Source organism: Kribbella sp. NPDC050281, from assembly GCF_040655855.1.
In the GTDB taxonomy this organism is placed as follows: domain Bacteria; phylum Actinomycetota; class Actinomycetes; order Propionibacteriales; family Kribbellaceae; genus Kribbella.
The window spans coordinates 103,207-117,884 of record NZ_JBFAKS010000012.1 but is presented as its reverse complement, the minus strand read 5'-3'; the positions used below and the strand labels follow the sequence as shown (position 1 = coordinate 117,884).

The following is a 14,678-nucleotide window of genomic DNA, read 5'->3' as shown; positions in this document are numbered from 1 at the left end:
CCCCAGCCCGACGATCCGGTCATCCGCTGCGATGCGAGGATGACGCCGTGCGTGGACTTGTGGATGTCGTTGGTGCGGTGGAGTACCCGGGGCGTGGGTTGGTGCTGGGGCGGGATCCGGACGGTGCCGGGTTTGCGGCGTACTGGTTGACGGGACGTACTGCGGCGTCGCAGGGGCGGAAGCTGGTGGTGTCGGACGACTCGGTCGTGGTGCAGGACGTCTCGGGTGCGTCTACCGACGACCTCCGTCACTACACGGCCGCCGTTCGTGGCGACGGCTGGCTCGTGGTCGGGAACGGGACGCAGGTGAGCGAGCTCGCGCAGGCGCGCCGAGACGGGCGTGATCTGCAGGTGGCGCTGCGGGATCACGCGTATGAGCCGGACCCGCCGATTCGTACGCCGAGGATCTTCGCGACCGCGTCGACGGACGGGACCGGCGTGATCGTCGGCTCTGCCCGGTCGGTCCCCGGCGCTGAGGAGTTGGTGGAGCACCCGTCCCTGTTCGTCCCGGAGTTGCCGCCGGCAACCGGCGTCCACGTCAGCACGTACGCCGGGACAGCCGCCGACGTGATCACCTCCGGCTACCCCGAGGTCGTCGGGATCGGGAGTGGCTGGCAGGACGTCGCGGACGGCGTATGGAGCGCCCTTGACCCGTCGTTGAGGGTTGCGCTGTTCGTCGTCCCGCTCGCTGCGCCTTTCGGTGCGGCGATCGTGCGTTGATCAACGGTCGGAGACCAGGACCTCGACCGAGTACTGGTCGGCTCGGTAGCAGTGGTCGCCGAATTCGACGGGGGAGCCGGCGGCGTCGTAGGCAGAGCGGGTCATGGTGACCAAGGGCTCGGCCTTGGACATGTGCAGGGTGCGGCGTTCCTCGGCGGTGGCGTTGCGGGCGCCGATCCGCTGGCGGGCGACGGTCGGGCGGATCCCACGAGCCCGGAGGACGGCGTACAGGCCGTCGGTCTCGAGTTCGGTCGCGGTCAGGTCATTCATTGCTGGTGGCAACCAGTTGCGGAGGATGGCGAGTGGCTGGTCGCCGGCGTACCGCAGCCGCACGATCGACACCAGCGGGCTGCCCGGCGGCAACCCGAGCACCTCGGCGGCCCGGTCGTCGTGCGCCTCGCAGCTGAGCGCGAGCACGTCGGTCCGCGGTGTCCGGCCCTCCCGGACCAGGTCGTCGTACAGGCTGGTCAGTTCGGCCTTGCGGTGCACCATCTGGTTCGCGACCGTGGTGCCGATGCCGCGGCGGCGGACCAGCAGTCCCTTGTTCACCAGTTCGGAAATGGCGCGGCGGACGGTCGGCCGGGACAGGCCGAGGCGGTCCGACATCGCGATCTCGTTCTCGAACGGGTCGCCGGGGCGGAGCGTGCCACCGCTGATGGCAGCGGTCAGTTGCTCGGCGAGCTGGTGGTAGAGCGGCACCGGGCTCGTCCGATCGATGCTGATCGGCAGGGCGGCCATGGCCGGATGCTACCCGAGCCGCGTAAGCATGTCTGCACGTCCGAATGTGCTAACAAACTATTGACACGTCTTCGGTGGCCCGGAAAGCTGGCCGGGCGGGCGGCGCCGGACCATGCTGGAGCCGTCGACTGACTGCGCCTGGCCGCTGGCCGGGTACGACGAGAGAGGCGGCTGGGGATGCGGATCGGGTTGGTCGGGGTGGGGCGGATCGGGGCGTTCCACGCCGCGACGCTCAGGGGGTTGCCGGCGGTGGATCAGGTGGTCGTCGCGGACGCCGACCCTGGACGCGCCGAGGTGGTCGCGAAGGATCTCGGGGTCGAGTTCGCCGCTGACGTTCCGGCCCTGCTGGCGAGCGGGCTGGACGGCTTCGTCATCGCCGCCGCCACGTCGGCGCACGCAGAGCTGATCGCGGCCGGTGTTGCGGCCGGCATTCCGACGTTCTGCGAGAAGCCGGTCGCGCTCGACCTCGCCGAGACTGAGCGTGTGGTCGAGCTGGTCGAGGCGTCCGACGTACCGGTGCATATCGGCTTCCAGCGCCGCTTCGACGCCGGCTACCAGGCCGCGCGGGCCAAGGTCGAGTCCGGCGAGCTCGGCTTCATCCACCACATCCGCGCGAACACGAACGACGCCTTCCCGCCGCACCGCGAGTACATCCCGCAGAGCGGCGGCTTCTTCCGCGACTGCACCGTGCACGACTTCGACATCATCCGGTACGTCACCGGCCGCGAGGTCGTCAGCGTCTACGCGACCGGCGCCAACCGCGGCGAGGCATTCTTCGGCGAGTACGGTGATGTGGACGCGGCGGCTGCTCTGCTCACGCTGGACGACAGCACCTTCGTCGCGGTCAGCGGCACGCGCTACAACGGCGCGGGCCACGACGTACGGATGGAGCTCCTGGGCAGTCTGGGTTCGGTCGCGGTCGGGCTGGACGAGCACACGGCGCTGCGCTCGGCGGAGCCCGGCGTCACCTTCCCCGACGGGAAGCCGCATCTGACCTTCATGGACCGCTTTCAGCCGGCGTACGTGGCCGAGCTGACCGCCTTCACCGAGGTTGCCGAGGGCACCCGTGAGGTGCCCTGCACTGTCCGCGATGCGCTCGCGGCCTTCCGCATCGCCGACGCGTGCGAACAGTCCCGCCACGAAAACCGCGTCGTCACCCTGAACCCCTGAGTCGTCACCCTGAACCCCTGAAGAGGAGACCTGCTCGATGACTGATCTCGCTGCCCGGATCGCCGGCGCCCCGATCTCGTGGGGCGTCTGCGAGGTCCCGGGCTGGGGCTGGCAGTACGACGCGGAGGCAGTGCTGGCCGAGATGCGCGCCGTCGGCCTCGCCGCGACCGAGTTCGGCCCGATCGGATTCCTGCCGGACGACCCGGCCGACAAGGCGAAGACGCTCGCCGATGTGGGTCTGCGGGCGGTCGGCGGATTCGTCCCGGTCGTCCTGCACGATCCGTCGTACGACCCTGCTGTCGAGGTCACCACGGCGCTCGACGGGTTCGTGGCCGCCGGTGCGACCACGCTGGTCCTCGCCGCCGCGACCGGCAAGGAGGGGTACGACGACCGACCGGTGCTGGACGAGGACGGCTGGGGCACCCTGCTCGCCAACCTGGACAAGCTGTCCGCGATGGCTGCGGACCGCGGCGTGCTGGCCACGATCCACCCACACGTCGGCACCATGGTCGAGAACACCGACGACGTCGACCGCGTCCTGCGCGGCTCGTCGATCGGTCTCACCCTGGACACCGGCCACCTGCTGATCGGCGGCGTCGATCCGGTCGCGTTGACCCTCGGCCACACCGCCCGGATCAAGCACACCCACCTGAAGGACGTCGACGCCGGTTGGGCCGCGAAGGTCCAGGCCGGCGAGGTCACCTACACCGACGCCGTCCGGCAGGGCATGTACCGCCCGCTCGGCGCCGGCGACATCGACCTCACCGCGATCATCAGCACGCTGGAGAAGGCCGGGTACGACGGTTGGTACGTGCTGGAGCAGGACACGATCCTGCCGGACCGGCCGATCGACGAGGGCCCGGTGGTCGACGTACGGGCGAGTATCGCGCATCTGCGCGGGATCGCGGAGGCCGTGTGATGACGTTGTTGACAGTCGATGATCTGGTGGCGGTGTGATGGCGGACGACGTACTGACGATCGGGCGAATCGGAGTGGACCTCTATCCGCTGCAGATCGGCACGCACTTGGAGGACGTCACGTCGTTCGGGAAGTTCCTGGGTGGCAGTGCGACGAACGTGGCGGTGGCCGCGGCGAAGCACGGGCGGAAGTCGGCGGTGATCAGCCGGACCGGCAACGACCCGTTCGGCACCTTCATCCATCGGACTCTGCTCGAGCTGGGGGTCGACGATCGGTACGTGACGCCGGTCGACGGGCTGCCGACGCCGATCACGTTCTGCGAGATCTTCCCGCCGGACAGTTTCCCCTTGTATTTCTACCGGTTCCCGAAGGCGCCGGATCTCGTGATCAACCCGTCGGAGCTCGACCTCGACGCGATCCGGGACGCGCGGATCTACTGGTCCACCGTGACCGGGCTGTCGGCTGAGCCATCCCGGTCGGCGCACTTCGCTGCCTGGGAAGCTCGTGGACGGCGGCCGATCACGGTGCTGGATCTCGACTACCGTCCGATGTTCTGGGCCGATCCGAGCGAGGCGCACGAGCAGGTCAGCCGGGCGTTGGAGTACTGCACGGTTGCTGTTGGCAACCGTGAGGAGTGTGAGGTCGCGGTCGGCGAAACGGATCCGGACAAGGCGGCGCAGGCGTTGCTGGACCGCGGTCTCGACCTCGCCGTCGTCAAGCAAGGGCCGAAGGGCACTCTGGCCCGGACCCGGGACGAGCGGGTCGAGGTCCCGCCGTACCCGGTCGAGGTCGTCAACGGCCTCGGCGCCGGCGACGGGTTCGGCGGCGCGTTGTGTCATGGCCTGCTGTCCGGCTGGCCTCTGGAGAAGATCATCCGTTTCGCCAACACGGCCGGCGCCATCGTCGCGTCCCGCCTCGAATGTTCGACCGCCATGCCCACCACCAAGGAAGTTCTCTCCCACATGGGTGATGAAGCATGACCCCTCCCGACCAGAACCCCGAGTCCCGCCGCCCCATCCCGATCCGCCGCCCCGACCCGGACAACGACCCCACAGTCCTCACCCCCACCCCCGACGGCCCACCCCTCGATGACCCCGCCGCCCACCCGCGCAGCCATCGCCCCGACGACCCAACGGTCCCCGTCCCGTCCGCAACCCCCGGCCCCGACGACCCGACAGTCGCCCACCGGCCCGGCGCCAACGGCCCAACGGTCGCCGTCCCGCTCGCACCCCACGGCCGCGCAGCACCCTTCGCCCCTGCCGGCCCTGACGACCCGACAGTTGCCCACCGGCCCGGCGCCGACGACCCAACGGTCGCCGTCCCGTCCACACCCCCCGGCCGCGCAGTCCCCTCCGCACCGCCCGGCGGCGCAGTCCCCTCCGCACTGCCCGGCCCCGACGACCCCACCCTGCCCGCCCACACCAGCCGGCCCCGCCCCCACAAACCGGCGGCCCACTACCCCGGCTCCAACGACACCACCGTGATCGCCCAGCCCGGCGCCAACGACCCAACCAACACGGTGCCATCCGCACCACGCGGCGCCAACGACCCAACCGTGGTCGCACAGGCTCCGGGCTACCCCGACGACCCAACCGTCGAGTCGTGGCCCGATTCAGCACCGTCCCACCCAGCCGCAGCACCCGCCGCGCCAGGGTGGGCGACAGCACACGGTCAGGCAACACCACCGGGTCAGGTGGCACCAGGCGATGTGACGCCACACGGTCAGGCAACACCACCGGGTCAGGTGGCACCCGACGACGTGACGCCACACGGTCAGGCGACCCCACCGGGTCAGGTGGCACCCGGCGACGTGATGCCACACGGTCCTGCCACGCCACAGGGTCCAGCCACGCCGAGAGGTCCGGGGCGTCACCATGCACCCCGCAGGGACGTTGGGCAGGAGGATCCCGCCGCCGCGTGGCAAGCGGCGACTCCGACCGGTCAACCGACCCCCACCAACCAGCCCACCCCCACCGGCCCTGCCGCTGACGACCAGACGACCGCGATCGCCAACCTGGACTTCTCTACCGCGCATCCGCGCTCGCAAGCAGCAGCGCAATCACCGTCTCAACCACCGATGCAACCAGCGGGGCCAACGTCAGTGCAAGAACGAGCGCAGTCATCAGGCCAACCGCCGTCGCGAGGGTCCGAGCAAGCGCCGGAGCAGCAGCCGTGGCAAGGGTCGGAGCAAGCGCCGTCGCAACCTCCGGAGCAGCAGTCCTGGCAAGGATCGGAGCAACCGTCGGAGCAGCAGTCGTGGCAGGGATCGGAGCAGCCGGCGTCGCAGCCTGCGGTGCACCTGCCGTCGCGGGGATCGGAGCAGCAGTCGTGGCAAGGGTCGGTGCAGCTGCCGGCGCAGCCAGCGGTGCAGCTGCCGGTGTATGTGTCTGGGGCTGGGCAGGGGTATGGGGCTCGGTTGGCTGAGCTGACTGAGATTCGGGTCCGCCACCCTGAGCGGGTTGCGGACGCGTGGCAGCGGCGCCGGACCCGTGAACTCGTCGGGGAGGACGGCCGCCTGCTCATCGTGGCCGCCGACCACCCCGCCCGCGGTGCCCTCGGCGTACGTGACGACCGTCTCGCGATGGCCAGCCGTCCCGGGCTGATCGACCGCCTGATCACAGCACTCGAGCGTCCCGGCGTCGACGGCGTCCTTGCAACCCCGGATGTCCTCGAGGACCTCCTTCTGCTCGGCGCGCTCGAGGGCAAGGTCGTCATCGGCTCGATGAACCGCGGCGGCCTGCAAGGTTCGGCCTTCGAACTCGACGACCGCTTCACCGCGTACGCGACAGCAGCCGACATCGCCTCCCGCCGCCTCGACGGCGGCAAGATGCTGACCCGGATCGACCTCGGCGACCCCGGCACCGTGGCCACGCTCCAAGCCAGCGCGAAGGCGGTCACCGAGCTCGCCGAGCACAAGCTGATGGCGATGGTCGAGCCGTTCTGGTCTACCCGCCGCGACGGCCGCGTCACCAACGTCCTCGACGCCGACTCGGTGATCAAGTCGGTGAACATCGCCGCCGGTCTGGGCGCCACGAGCGCGTACACCTGGCTCAAGCTCCCGGTCGTCGACGACCTGGACCGAGTCATGGACTCGACCACCCTTCCGACGCTGCTCCTCGGCGGCGACCCGACCGTCGCTCCCGAAGAGACGTACGCGTCCTGGGGCAAGGCCATGAGCCTCCCATCGGTCCGCGGCCTCGTTGTCGGGCGCGCGCTCCTCTTCCCGCCCGATGGCAACGTCGCGTACGCCGTCGACCACGCCGCAGCCCTGGTACACGGAGGTGCCGCATGACCGAGCAGCGCGAGGGAATCGAAAAACACAGCCCGACTTGTGCCTCATGGGCGCCCGGAGCGAAGCGAGGACGCCCATGAGTAGGTGGTTCCGGCCGGCTGGATCCACGTCCCGCAAGGGATTCGACGTGGCCGTCACCCCAGGGGAGAAGGACTGGGAGCACAGCGGCCTGTACGTCGCGACCCTGCGCCCCGGGCAGTCAATCGAGATCGACACCGGCGACTGCGAGTACCTCGTCCTCCCGCTGAGCGGATCAGCCGAGGTGATCGTCGATGGCGAGACTCTCCCGCTCGGCGGCCGCGCTGACGTGTTCGCCGGCCCGACCGACTTCGCGTACATCCCGCGCGGCTCCACCCTCGCCGTCACCAGCGCGGGCGGCGCTCGCATTGCCTTCCCACACGCGAAGGCCGCGAACGACTACCCGTACCGCCGGATCGGCGTCGAGCAAGTGGAGACCGAGCTGCGCGGAGCGGGCGTCGCTTCCCGCCAGGTCCGCAACTTCGGCACGCCGACCGTTCTCGAAGCCGACTCGATCATCGCCTGCGAAGTTCTCACCCCGGCAGGGAACTGGTCGTCGTACCCGCCGCACAAGCACGACGAGCACAAGCCTGGCAAGGAGAGCGTGCTCGAGGAGATCTACTACTTCGAGCTCCAGGTCTCCGACGCTGCCCCGGAAGGTGTCAAGGGCAACGACCCGATCGGTTACCAGCGGGTCTACGGCACCGAGGACCGTCCCATCGACGTCCTCGCGGAGGTCCGCGACGGGGATGTGGTGCTGGTGCCTCATGGTTGGCATGGTCCGGCGATGGCGCCTCCTGGTTACGACATGTACTACCTGAACGTGATGGCCGGCCCCGGAACCGAACGTCAGTGGCTGATCACCGACGACCCCAACCACGGCTGGGTCCGCGACCTGTGGGCCACCCAGCAGATCGACCCGCGCCTGCCTTTCGGTGCAGCAGGGCCTTTCGATGCAGCAGATCCTTTCGGAGGAGAGAAGTCATGACGGTGCGTCTCACGGTCGCGCAGGCGTTGGTGCGATTCCTGAGCGTCCAGTACTCGGAGCGTGACGGCGAGCGGCAGCGCCTGTTCGCCGGGTGTCTGGGCATCTTCGGGCACGGCAACGTGGCCGGCGTCGGCCAGGCGTTGTTGCAGGCCGAGCTCGAGGACCCGACGGCGCTGCCGTACATCCTGGCCCGCAACGAGCAGGCCATGGTGCACACCGCGTCCGCCTTCGCCCGCACCCGTGACCGGCTCCAGACCTACGCCTGCACGGCAAGCATCGGCCCGGGCTCGACCAACATGGTGACCGGCGCGGCCCTCGCCACGGTGAATCGGGTGCCGGTACTCATCCTCCCTTCCGACGTGTTCGCAACCCGGGTGGCGACCCCCGTGCTGCAGGAGTTGGAGAGCTTCGGCGCCGGCGACGTCTCCGTCAACGACGCGTTCCGCCCGGTGTCGAAGTACTTCGACCGCATCTGGCGCCCCGAGCAGCTGCCGTCGGCATTGCTGAACGCCATGCGGGTGCTGACCGACCCGGTCGAGACCGGCGCGGTGACACTGGCCCTGCCGCAGGACGTCCAGGCCGAGGCCTACGACTGGCCGGACGAGCTCTTCACCGAGCGCACCTGGTACGTCGCCAGACCATTGCCCGAGGCATCAATTGTCGACAAGGCGGTAGATCTCCTACGGGCCGCGAAGGCGCCGCTGATCGTCGCCGGTGGTGGAGTGCACTACTCCGGCGCCGAGGACGCACTGCGCCGGTTCGCCGAGGCCACCGGCGTACCCGTCTCGGAAACCCAAGCAGGCAAGGGATCTCTGCGCTACGACCATCCACAGTCGGTGGGCGCGGTCGGCTCGACGGGGACCACGGCAGCCAACGCCCTGGCTCGTGAGGCTGACCTGGTGATCGGTATCGGCACGCGCTACAGCGACTTCACAACGGCCTCGCGGACCGCCTTCCAGAACCCGGAGGTGCGGTTCGTCAACATCAATGTCGCGCGCTTCGACGGTGGCAAGCATGCCGGCCTTCCTCTGGTCGCTGACGCCCGGGAAGCCCTTGTTTCCTTGACGTCTGCGCTCGGTGACTGGTCTGTGAGCGACCAGTACAGATCGTCGGCGGCCACTCTCGCAACCCGGTGGGACGAGATTGTGGATAACACCTACAACCCGCCCGCGGAGGTGACCTCGAAACTCGCCGTCGGCGTCCTGACCCAGGGCGAGGTGCTCGGTGCCGTCAACGAATTGTCGGCGGCATCTGATGTGGTGGTTTGCGCAGCCGGGTCGATGCCCGGCGAGCTGCACAAACTGTGGCGGACGCGCGACCCGAAGGGATACCACGTCGAATATGGCTACTCCTGCATGGGATACGAGATCGCGGGCGGCATCGGGGTCCGCCTCGGTGCACCGGATCGCGACGTCTTCGTCCTCGTCGGCGACGGGTCGTACCTGATGATGTCGAGCGAGCTCGTCACCGCGGTCCAGGAGAACGTGAAGATCATCGTCGTCCTGGTTCAGAACCACGGCTTCGCCTCGATCGGCGCCTTGTCGGAGTCGCTCGGCTCGCAACGCTTCGGGACGGCGTACCGCAGGCGCAGCGGCGACGGGCGGCTGGACGGGGACTACCTGCCGGTTGACCTCGCGGCCAACGTTCGCAGCCTGGGCGTCGATGTCATTGAGGTGCACGACCGCTCCGAGCTGGAGAAGGCGATCGGTACGGCGAAGGCTGCCAGCGGCCCGATCGCGATCCACGTCACGACCGATCCGTTGATCGGCGGGCCGGACAGCGAGTCCTGGTGGGACGTCCCGGTCAGCGAGGTGTCCGCGCTGCAGTCCACCCAGGCCGCATCCGCGCAGTACGAGGAGAGCAAGAAGTCCCAGCGGTTGTACGTCGCTCCGGTCGAGGGAGACAGCTGACATGGGCACGCTGAGCATCGGTACGGCGCCGGACTCGTGGGGAGTCTGGTACGCCGACGATCCGCGGCAGACACCGTGGACGCGGTTCCTCGACGAGGTGGCGGCAGCCGGCTACCTCCGGATCGAGCTCGGACCGTACGGCTACCTGCCGACCGATCCAGTCCGCCTCAAGGACGAGTTGGACCAGCGCGGCCTGACGATCACGGCAGGCACCACCTTCGAGCAACTCCACCGCCCGGACGGGTGGGAGGCGACCTGGCGCGACGTTGCGAAGACCGCCGAGCTGACGGCCGCGATGGGTGCCAAGCATCTGGTCGTGATGCCGTCGATGTGGCGCGGCGACAACGGCGAGATCGTCGAGGACCGGCTCGACCACGAAGGTCAGGCACGGCACGGCCGGCAGGTGACCGAGCTGGGTCGCCGGCTGGCGGAGGAGTTCGATCTGCAAACGCAGTACCACCCACATGCGGACGGGCATGTGGACACGCAGGACACCGTCGAGCGCTTCCTCGAGGAGACCGACGGCGACTACGTGAACCTGTGCCTCGACACCGGCCACATCAGCTACTGCGGCGGTGACAACCTCGATTTGATCCGCAAGTACCCCGACCGGATCGGGTACGTCCACCTGAAGCAGGTGGATCCAACGGTCCTGGCCGAGGTCGAGGCCGAGGGCCTCAGTGTCGACGAAGCCGTCCGGCGCGGCGTGATGTGCGAGCCGCCGAACGGCGTACCCGAGCTGCCGCCGGTGCTGGATGCGTTGGCTGCGCTCGGCGGTGACCTGTTCGCGATCGTCGAGCAGGACATGTTCCCCTGCCCACCCGACGTGCCGCTTCCGATCGCGGAGCGCACGTTGGCCTATCTGAGATCCCACGGGGGTGGCGAATCGAGGTGACGGCCAGCAGAGTGTGAAACTCTCTGGTCCCACGCAACTCCGCGGAGTGGCCGCGGCTCGTCTGAAAGGCTGGTTGGACTCATGATTCGGTGGCAGAAGAAGGCGGTGGCCGCGAGCGCGGTGATCGCACTGGTGACAGCGCTGGCGGCCTGCAGTTCCTCCGGGGGCAAGCAGGAGGAGCAGAACTCCGGCGGCAGCGGCGGGAGCGTCGCGGACACGCCGCGGATGAAGGTCGCGCTGATCACCCACTCGGGTCCCGGCGACACCTTCTGGGACATTGTCCGGCGCGGTGCCGAGGCGGCCGCGAAGAAGGACAACATCGAGCTGCAGTACTCCGCCGACCCGGACGGGGCTGCGCAGGCCAACCTGGTGCAGACCGCGATCGACTCGAAGGTCGACGGCATCGCGGTCACGCTGAACAAGCCGGACGCGGTCATCCCGAACGTCAAGAAGGCGATCGCGGCCGGCATCCCGGTGTCGGTCCTCAACGGCGGCCTCGACTCCTGGAAGACGACCGGCGCGGTCGGGTACTTCGGCCAGGACGAGCGGATCGCCGGCCAGGCGACCGGTGACAAGCTCAAGCAGCTCGGCGCGAAGAAGGTCCTCTGTGTCATCCACGAGCAGGGCAACGTCAGCTTGGAGGCCCGCTGTCAGGGCATCAAGGACAAGTTCGGCAACGTCGAGAACGTGAACGTCAACGGCACCGACCAGCCGGGCACGCAGGCAACTCTGACCTCGAAGCTGCAGCAGGACAAGACTGCCGACTACGTGGTCGCGCTGAACGCCGGGATCGCACTGACCGCGGTGACCGCGGCCAAGGACGCCGGTTCGGCGGCCAAGATCGGCAGCTTCGACATGAGCAAGGAGATGGTGGCGGCGGTCAAGGACGGCAGGGTGCAGTTCGCCGTCGACCAGCAGCCGTACCTGCAGGGCTATCTGGCGGTCGACTCGATCTGGCTCTACAAGACCAACGGGAACACCATCGGCGGTGGCGAGGCGACTCTGACCGGACCGGCCTTCATCGACCAGTCGAACATCGCGACGGTGGAGAAGTTCGCGACGGCCGGGACGCGCTGAGGTAGCGCCATGGCATCGACCATCACCACCGTGCCGGCGGACGACCGCGTCTCCGCCCGGTCCATCGGCGCCCGGCTGCTCAGCCGGCCCGAGATCGGATCGCTTGTCGGCGCGGCCGTCATCCTGGTGTTCTTCCTGATCGCCGCACCGCCGTTCCGTGACATCAACAACACGGGCACGATCCTGTACCAGGCCGCACTGATCGGTGTGATGGCGGTGCCGGTCTCGCTGCTGATGATCGGCGGCGAGTTCGACCTCTCGGCCGGTGTCGCGGTGACGACGGCCGGACTGACCGCGGGCATCATCGCCTACCAGCTCAGCGTGAACGTCTGGGTCGGCATCGTGATCGCGCTGGCTCTGTCGCTGGCGGTCGGCCTGTTCAACGGCTGGCTGCTGATGCGGACCGGGCTGCCCAGCTTCCTGGTGACACTGGGCACCTTCTTCATCCTGCAGGGCCTGAACATCGCGGTCACCCGGCTGACATCGGGCGCGGTCGCGTCGAACTCGATCAGCGACATGGACGGGTTCAGCACCGCCAAGGCGATCTTCGCGTCGGAGTTCAAGGTGGGCGGGGTCACGATCAAGATCATCGTCGTCTGGTGGATCGCGTTCGTCGCCCTCGCCGCCTGGGTGCTGCAACGCACGCAGATCGGCAACTGGATCTTCGCCGTCGGTGGTGACGCCGCGGCGGCCCGCGCGGTCGGTGTCCCGGTGACGAAGGTGAAGATCGGCCTGTTCATGGCGGTGGGATTCTTCGCCTGGTTCACCGGTATGCAGTTGCTGTTCGTGCAGAACGGCGTGGTGCAGTCCGGCGAAGGTGTCGGCAAGGAGTTCCTCTACATCATCGCGGCGGTCGTCGGCGGCTGCCTGCTCACCGGCGGCTACGGCTCCGTGATCGGCGGGGCGATCGGTGCGCTGATCTTCAGCATGGTTCAGCTGGGGGTTGTGTACGCCGGGTGGAATCCCGACTGGTTCAAGGCGTTCCTCGGCGCGATGTTGCTGTTGGCCACCATTGTCAACCTCGTCGTCAAGAGGCGGGCGGAGGCACGATGACCACTACGAGGAGCTTCGATTCCGACGCGGTCACCCACCCGACCACGCCGATCGTCGAGCTGCACGACGTCGGCAAGAGCTACGGCAACATCGACGCATTGCGGGGTGTGTCGCTGTCGGTCCGGCAGGGCGAGATCACCTGCGTGCTGGGCGACAACGGTGCGGGCAAGTCGACGCTGATCAAGATCATCGCCGGCCTGCACGACTACACCGCCGGGACGATGGTGGTGAACGGCGAGGAGCGGCATTTCTCCTCGCCGCGGGAGTCACTGGACAGCGGCATCGCCACTGTCTACCAGGACCTGGCGCTGGCGCCGCTGATGTCGGTCTGGCGGAACTTCTTCCTCGGCAACGAGATCACCAGAGGTCCGTTCCGCCAGCTGGAGGCGGCGCGGATGAAGCGGATCGCGAGCGAGGAACTGACCAAGATGGGGATCTCGATCCCCAACCTCGAGCAGCCGGTGGGCAAGCTGTCGGGTGGTCAGCGCCAGTGCGTCGCGATCGCGCGCGCGATCCACTTCGGCGCGAAGGTGCTGATCCTGGACGAGCCGACCGCGGCGCTCGGCGTGAACCAGTCCGGCGTGGTGCTGAAGTACATCGTCAGGGCACGCGATGCGGGGATCGGAGTCATCTTCATCACCCACAACCCGCACCACGCGTACCTGGTCGGCAACCACTTCGTCATCCTGAAGCTCGGCCGGGTCGCGCTCGACACGCACCGGGCCGACATCACGCTCGAGCAGTTGACCACCGAGATGGCAGGCGGTTCCGAGCTCGAAGCGCTCAGTCACGAACTGCGCGACGCCAATCCCGAGGCGGTCGTCGACCAGGCGGGTCCCCGGCCGGTTGACACGCCTACGGACAATGAGGAGGAGAGGGAGGGGCCATGACTGATCTCCGGGTCGGCATCGTCGGCGTCGGAGTGATGGGCGCCGACCACGCCGAGCGGGTCGCACGCCGTACCGCCGGCGCGCGCTTGGTCGCTGTCGCCGACCCCGACATCGCCCGCGCCGAGGCACTCGCGAAGAGTCTCGATGTCCGGGTGGTCGAGGATCCGCTCGATCTGATCGCGGCGGACGACGTGGACGCGGTGATCCTGGCGTCGCCCGGTTTCGCGCACGCGGAGCAACTGCTCGTGTGCCTGGAGCACCGCAAGCCGGTGCTGTGCGAGAAGCCGCTGACGATGGACGCGGCATCGTCGCTCCAGGTCGTCGAGGCAGAACACAAGGTCGGCCGGCCGCTCATCCAGGTCGGCTTCATGCGCCGCTTCGATCCGGAGTACGCCGCTTTGAAGGCGCTGCTCGACTCCGGGGAGCTGGGCAGGACGCTGGTGCTCCATAACGTGCACCGGAACAAGTCGGCCCCGGTGGCGTTCCGCAGCGAGATGATCGTGCGGGACTCGATGGTGCACGAGGTGGACATCGCGCGCTGGTTGTTGGGTGACGAGATCACCCGGATCACCGTGCACGCCCCGAAGCCCAGCGGCCTCGTCGGCGACGGCGTACTCGATCCGCAGCTGGCGCTGTTCGAGTTGGCGAACGGGGCGATGGCCGACGTCGAGGTGTTCGTGAATTTCCAGGTCGGGTACGAGGTGCGGTGTGAGGCCGTGGCCGAACGCGGTAGTGCGACCATCGGGCTCGGGTCCGGAGTGTTCACCCGCGCCGGTGGCCAGTGGGGCGGTGCGATGCCGTCCGACTTCCGGGTTCGCTTCGAGCGGGCGTACGACATCGAAGTGCAACGCTGGGTCGAGGCCGCAGCCCGCGGTGCGATCGACGGACCGAGCGCCTGGGACGGCTATGCGGCCGTCGCGGTCTGCGAAGCCGGCATCGAGTCCCTCACCTCCGGCCGCGCCGTCGATGTCGACCTGGCCGACCGCCGGAAGGTCCTCGGATGAACCGCA

At 68.7% G+C, this 14,678-nt stretch carries 13 protein-coding genes; 12 read left to right on the top strand and 1 reads right to left on the bottom strand.

Annotated features, from left to right (window positions below):
* The first annotated feature begins 47 nt into the window (after positions 1-47).
* Positions 48-719 (top strand): IMP cyclohydrolase, encoded by a 672-nt coding sequence (locus AB0I34_RS15490; protein WP_360445379.1) that lies wholly within the window; start codon positions 48-50, stop codon positions 717-719.
* Here AB0I34_RS15490 and AB0I34_RS15485 read toward each other — a convergent pair whose 3' ends face one another.
* Positions 720-1,457 (bottom strand): GntR family transcriptional regulator, encoded by a 738-nt coding sequence (locus AB0I34_RS15485; protein ID WP_360445377.1) that lies wholly within the window; start codon positions 1,455-1,457, stop codon positions 720-722. It lies immediately after the preceding gene.
* 177 nt (positions 1,458-1,634) lie between these two features.
* Here AB0I34_RS15485 and AB0I34_RS15480 point away from each other — a divergent pair, with 177 nt between their 5' ends.
* From AB0I34_RS15480 to AB0I34_RS15430, 11 genes are all read left to right on the top strand, one after another.
* Positions 1,635-2,627, top strand: coding sequence for a Gfo/Idh/MocA family oxidoreductase (locus tag AB0I34_RS15480; protein WP_360445375.1), 993 nt, complete (start codon positions 1,635-1,637; stop codon positions 2,625-2,627).
* 37 nt (positions 2,628-2,664) lie between these two features.
* On the top strand, positions 2,665-3,546 hold the full coding sequence (locus AB0I34_RS15475) for a sugar phosphate isomerase/epimerase (protein ID WP_360445373.1): 882 nt from the start codon (positions 2,665-2,667) through the stop codon (positions 3,544-3,546).
* Positions 3,547-3,583: 37 nt separating this feature from the next.
* On the top strand, positions 3,584-4,525 hold the full coding sequence (gene iolC, locus AB0I34_RS15470) for a 5-dehydro-2-deoxygluconokinase (RefSeq protein ID WP_360445371.1): 942 nt from the start codon (positions 3,584-3,586) through the stop codon (positions 4,523-4,525).
* A gap of 1,436 nt (positions 4,526-5,961) precedes the next feature.
* Positions 5,962-6,837: a deoxyribose-phosphate aldolase gene (locus tag AB0I34_RS15465; RefSeq protein WP_360445369.1), complete on the top strand. Its 876-nt coding sequence runs from the start codon at positions 5,962-5,964 to the stop codon at positions 6,835-6,837.
* Between the two features lie 76 nt (positions 6,838-6,913).
* Positions 6,914-7,843 carry a 5-deoxy-glucuronate isomerase gene (gene iolB / locus AB0I34_RS15460; protein ID WP_360445367.1) on the top strand — a complete coding sequence of 310 codons (930 nt, stop codon included), beginning with the start codon at positions 6,914-6,916 and terminating at the stop codon, positions 7,841-7,843.
* Entirely contained in the window at positions 7,840-9,753 is a 1,914-nt protein-coding gene (gene iolD, locus AB0I34_RS15455) for a 3D-(3,5/4)-trihydroxycyclohexane-1,2-dione acylhydrolase (decyclizing) (protein WP_360445365.1), read from the top strand. Before iolB ends, iolD begins: the two co-directional genes overlap by 4 nt.
* 1 nt (position 9,754) lies before the next feature.
* Positions 9,755-10,648, top strand: coding sequence for a TIM barrel protein (locus AB0I34_RS15450; protein WP_360445363.1), 894 nt, complete (start codon positions 9,755-9,757; stop codon positions 10,646-10,648).
* A gap of 81 nt (positions 10,649-10,729) precedes the next feature.
* A complete protein-coding gene (locus tag AB0I34_RS15445; protein WP_360445361.1) occupies positions 10,730-11,725 on the top strand; it encodes a substrate-binding domain-containing protein in 996 nt (331 codons plus the stop codon).
* Between the two features lie 9 nt (positions 11,726-11,734).
* On the top strand, positions 11,735-12,778 hold the full coding sequence (locus AB0I34_RS15440; protein WP_360445359.1) for an ABC transporter permease: 1,044 nt from the start codon (positions 11,735-11,737) through the stop codon (positions 12,776-12,778).
* Positions 12,775-13,668 (top strand): ATP-binding cassette domain-containing protein, encoded by an 894-nt coding sequence (locus tag AB0I34_RS15435; RefSeq protein WP_360445357.1) that lies wholly within the window; start codon positions 12,775-12,777, stop codon positions 13,666-13,668. The genes AB0I34_RS15440 and AB0I34_RS15435 overlap by 4 nt, the downstream gene beginning before the upstream one ends.
* Positions 13,665-14,672, top strand: coding sequence for a Gfo/Idh/MocA family oxidoreductase (locus AB0I34_RS15430; protein WP_360445355.1), 1,008 nt, complete (start codon positions 13,665-13,667; stop codon positions 14,670-14,672). The genes AB0I34_RS15435 and AB0I34_RS15430 overlap by 4 nt, the downstream gene beginning before the upstream one ends.
* Positions 14,673-14,678: the final 6 nt, after the last annotated feature.

Excerpts from the sequence above, each read along its gene's own strand:
- AB0I34_RS15485 (WP_360445377.1), bottom strand. The coding sequence starts at position 1,457 with ATGGCCGCCCTGCCGATCAGCATCGATCGGACGAGCCCGGTGCCGCTC.
- AB0I34_RS15480 (WP_360445375.1), top strand. The coding sequence starts at position 1,635 with ATGCGGATCGGGTTGGTCGGGGTGGGGCGGATCGGGGCGTTCCACGCC.
- AB0I34_RS15475 (WP_360445373.1), top strand. The coding sequence starts at position 2,665 with ATGACTGATCTCGCTGCCCGGATCGCCGGCGCCCCGATCTCGTGGGGC.
- iolC (WP_360445371.1), top strand. The coding sequence starts at position 3,584 with ATGGCGGACGACGTACTGACGATCGGGCGAATCGGAGTGGACCTCTAT.
- iolB (WP_360445367.1), top strand. The coding sequence starts at position 6,914 with ATGAGTAGGTGGTTCCGGCCGGCTGGATCCACGTCCCGCAAGGGATTC.
- iolD (WP_360445365.1), top strand. The coding sequence starts at position 7,840 with ATGACGGTGCGTCTCACGGTCGCGCAGGCGTTGGTGCGATTCCTGAGC.
- AB0I34_RS15450 (WP_360445363.1), top strand. The coding sequence starts at position 9,755 with ATGGGCACGCTGAGCATCGGTACGGCGCCGGACTCGTGGGGAGTCTGG.
- AB0I34_RS15445 (WP_360445361.1), top strand. The coding sequence starts at position 10,730 with ATGATTCGGTGGCAGAAGAAGGCGGTGGCCGCGAGCGCGGTGATCGCA.
- AB0I34_RS15440 (WP_360445359.1), top strand. The coding sequence starts at position 11,735 with ATGGCATCGACCATCACCACCGTGCCGGCGGACGACCGCGTCTCCGCC.
- AB0I34_RS15435 (WP_360445357.1), top strand. The coding sequence starts at position 12,775 with ATGACCACTACGAGGAGCTTCGATTCCGACGCGGTCACCCACCCGACC.
- AB0I34_RS15430 (WP_360445355.1), top strand. The coding sequence starts at position 13,665 with ATGACTGATCTCCGGGTCGGCATCGTCGGCGTCGGAGTGATGGGCGCC.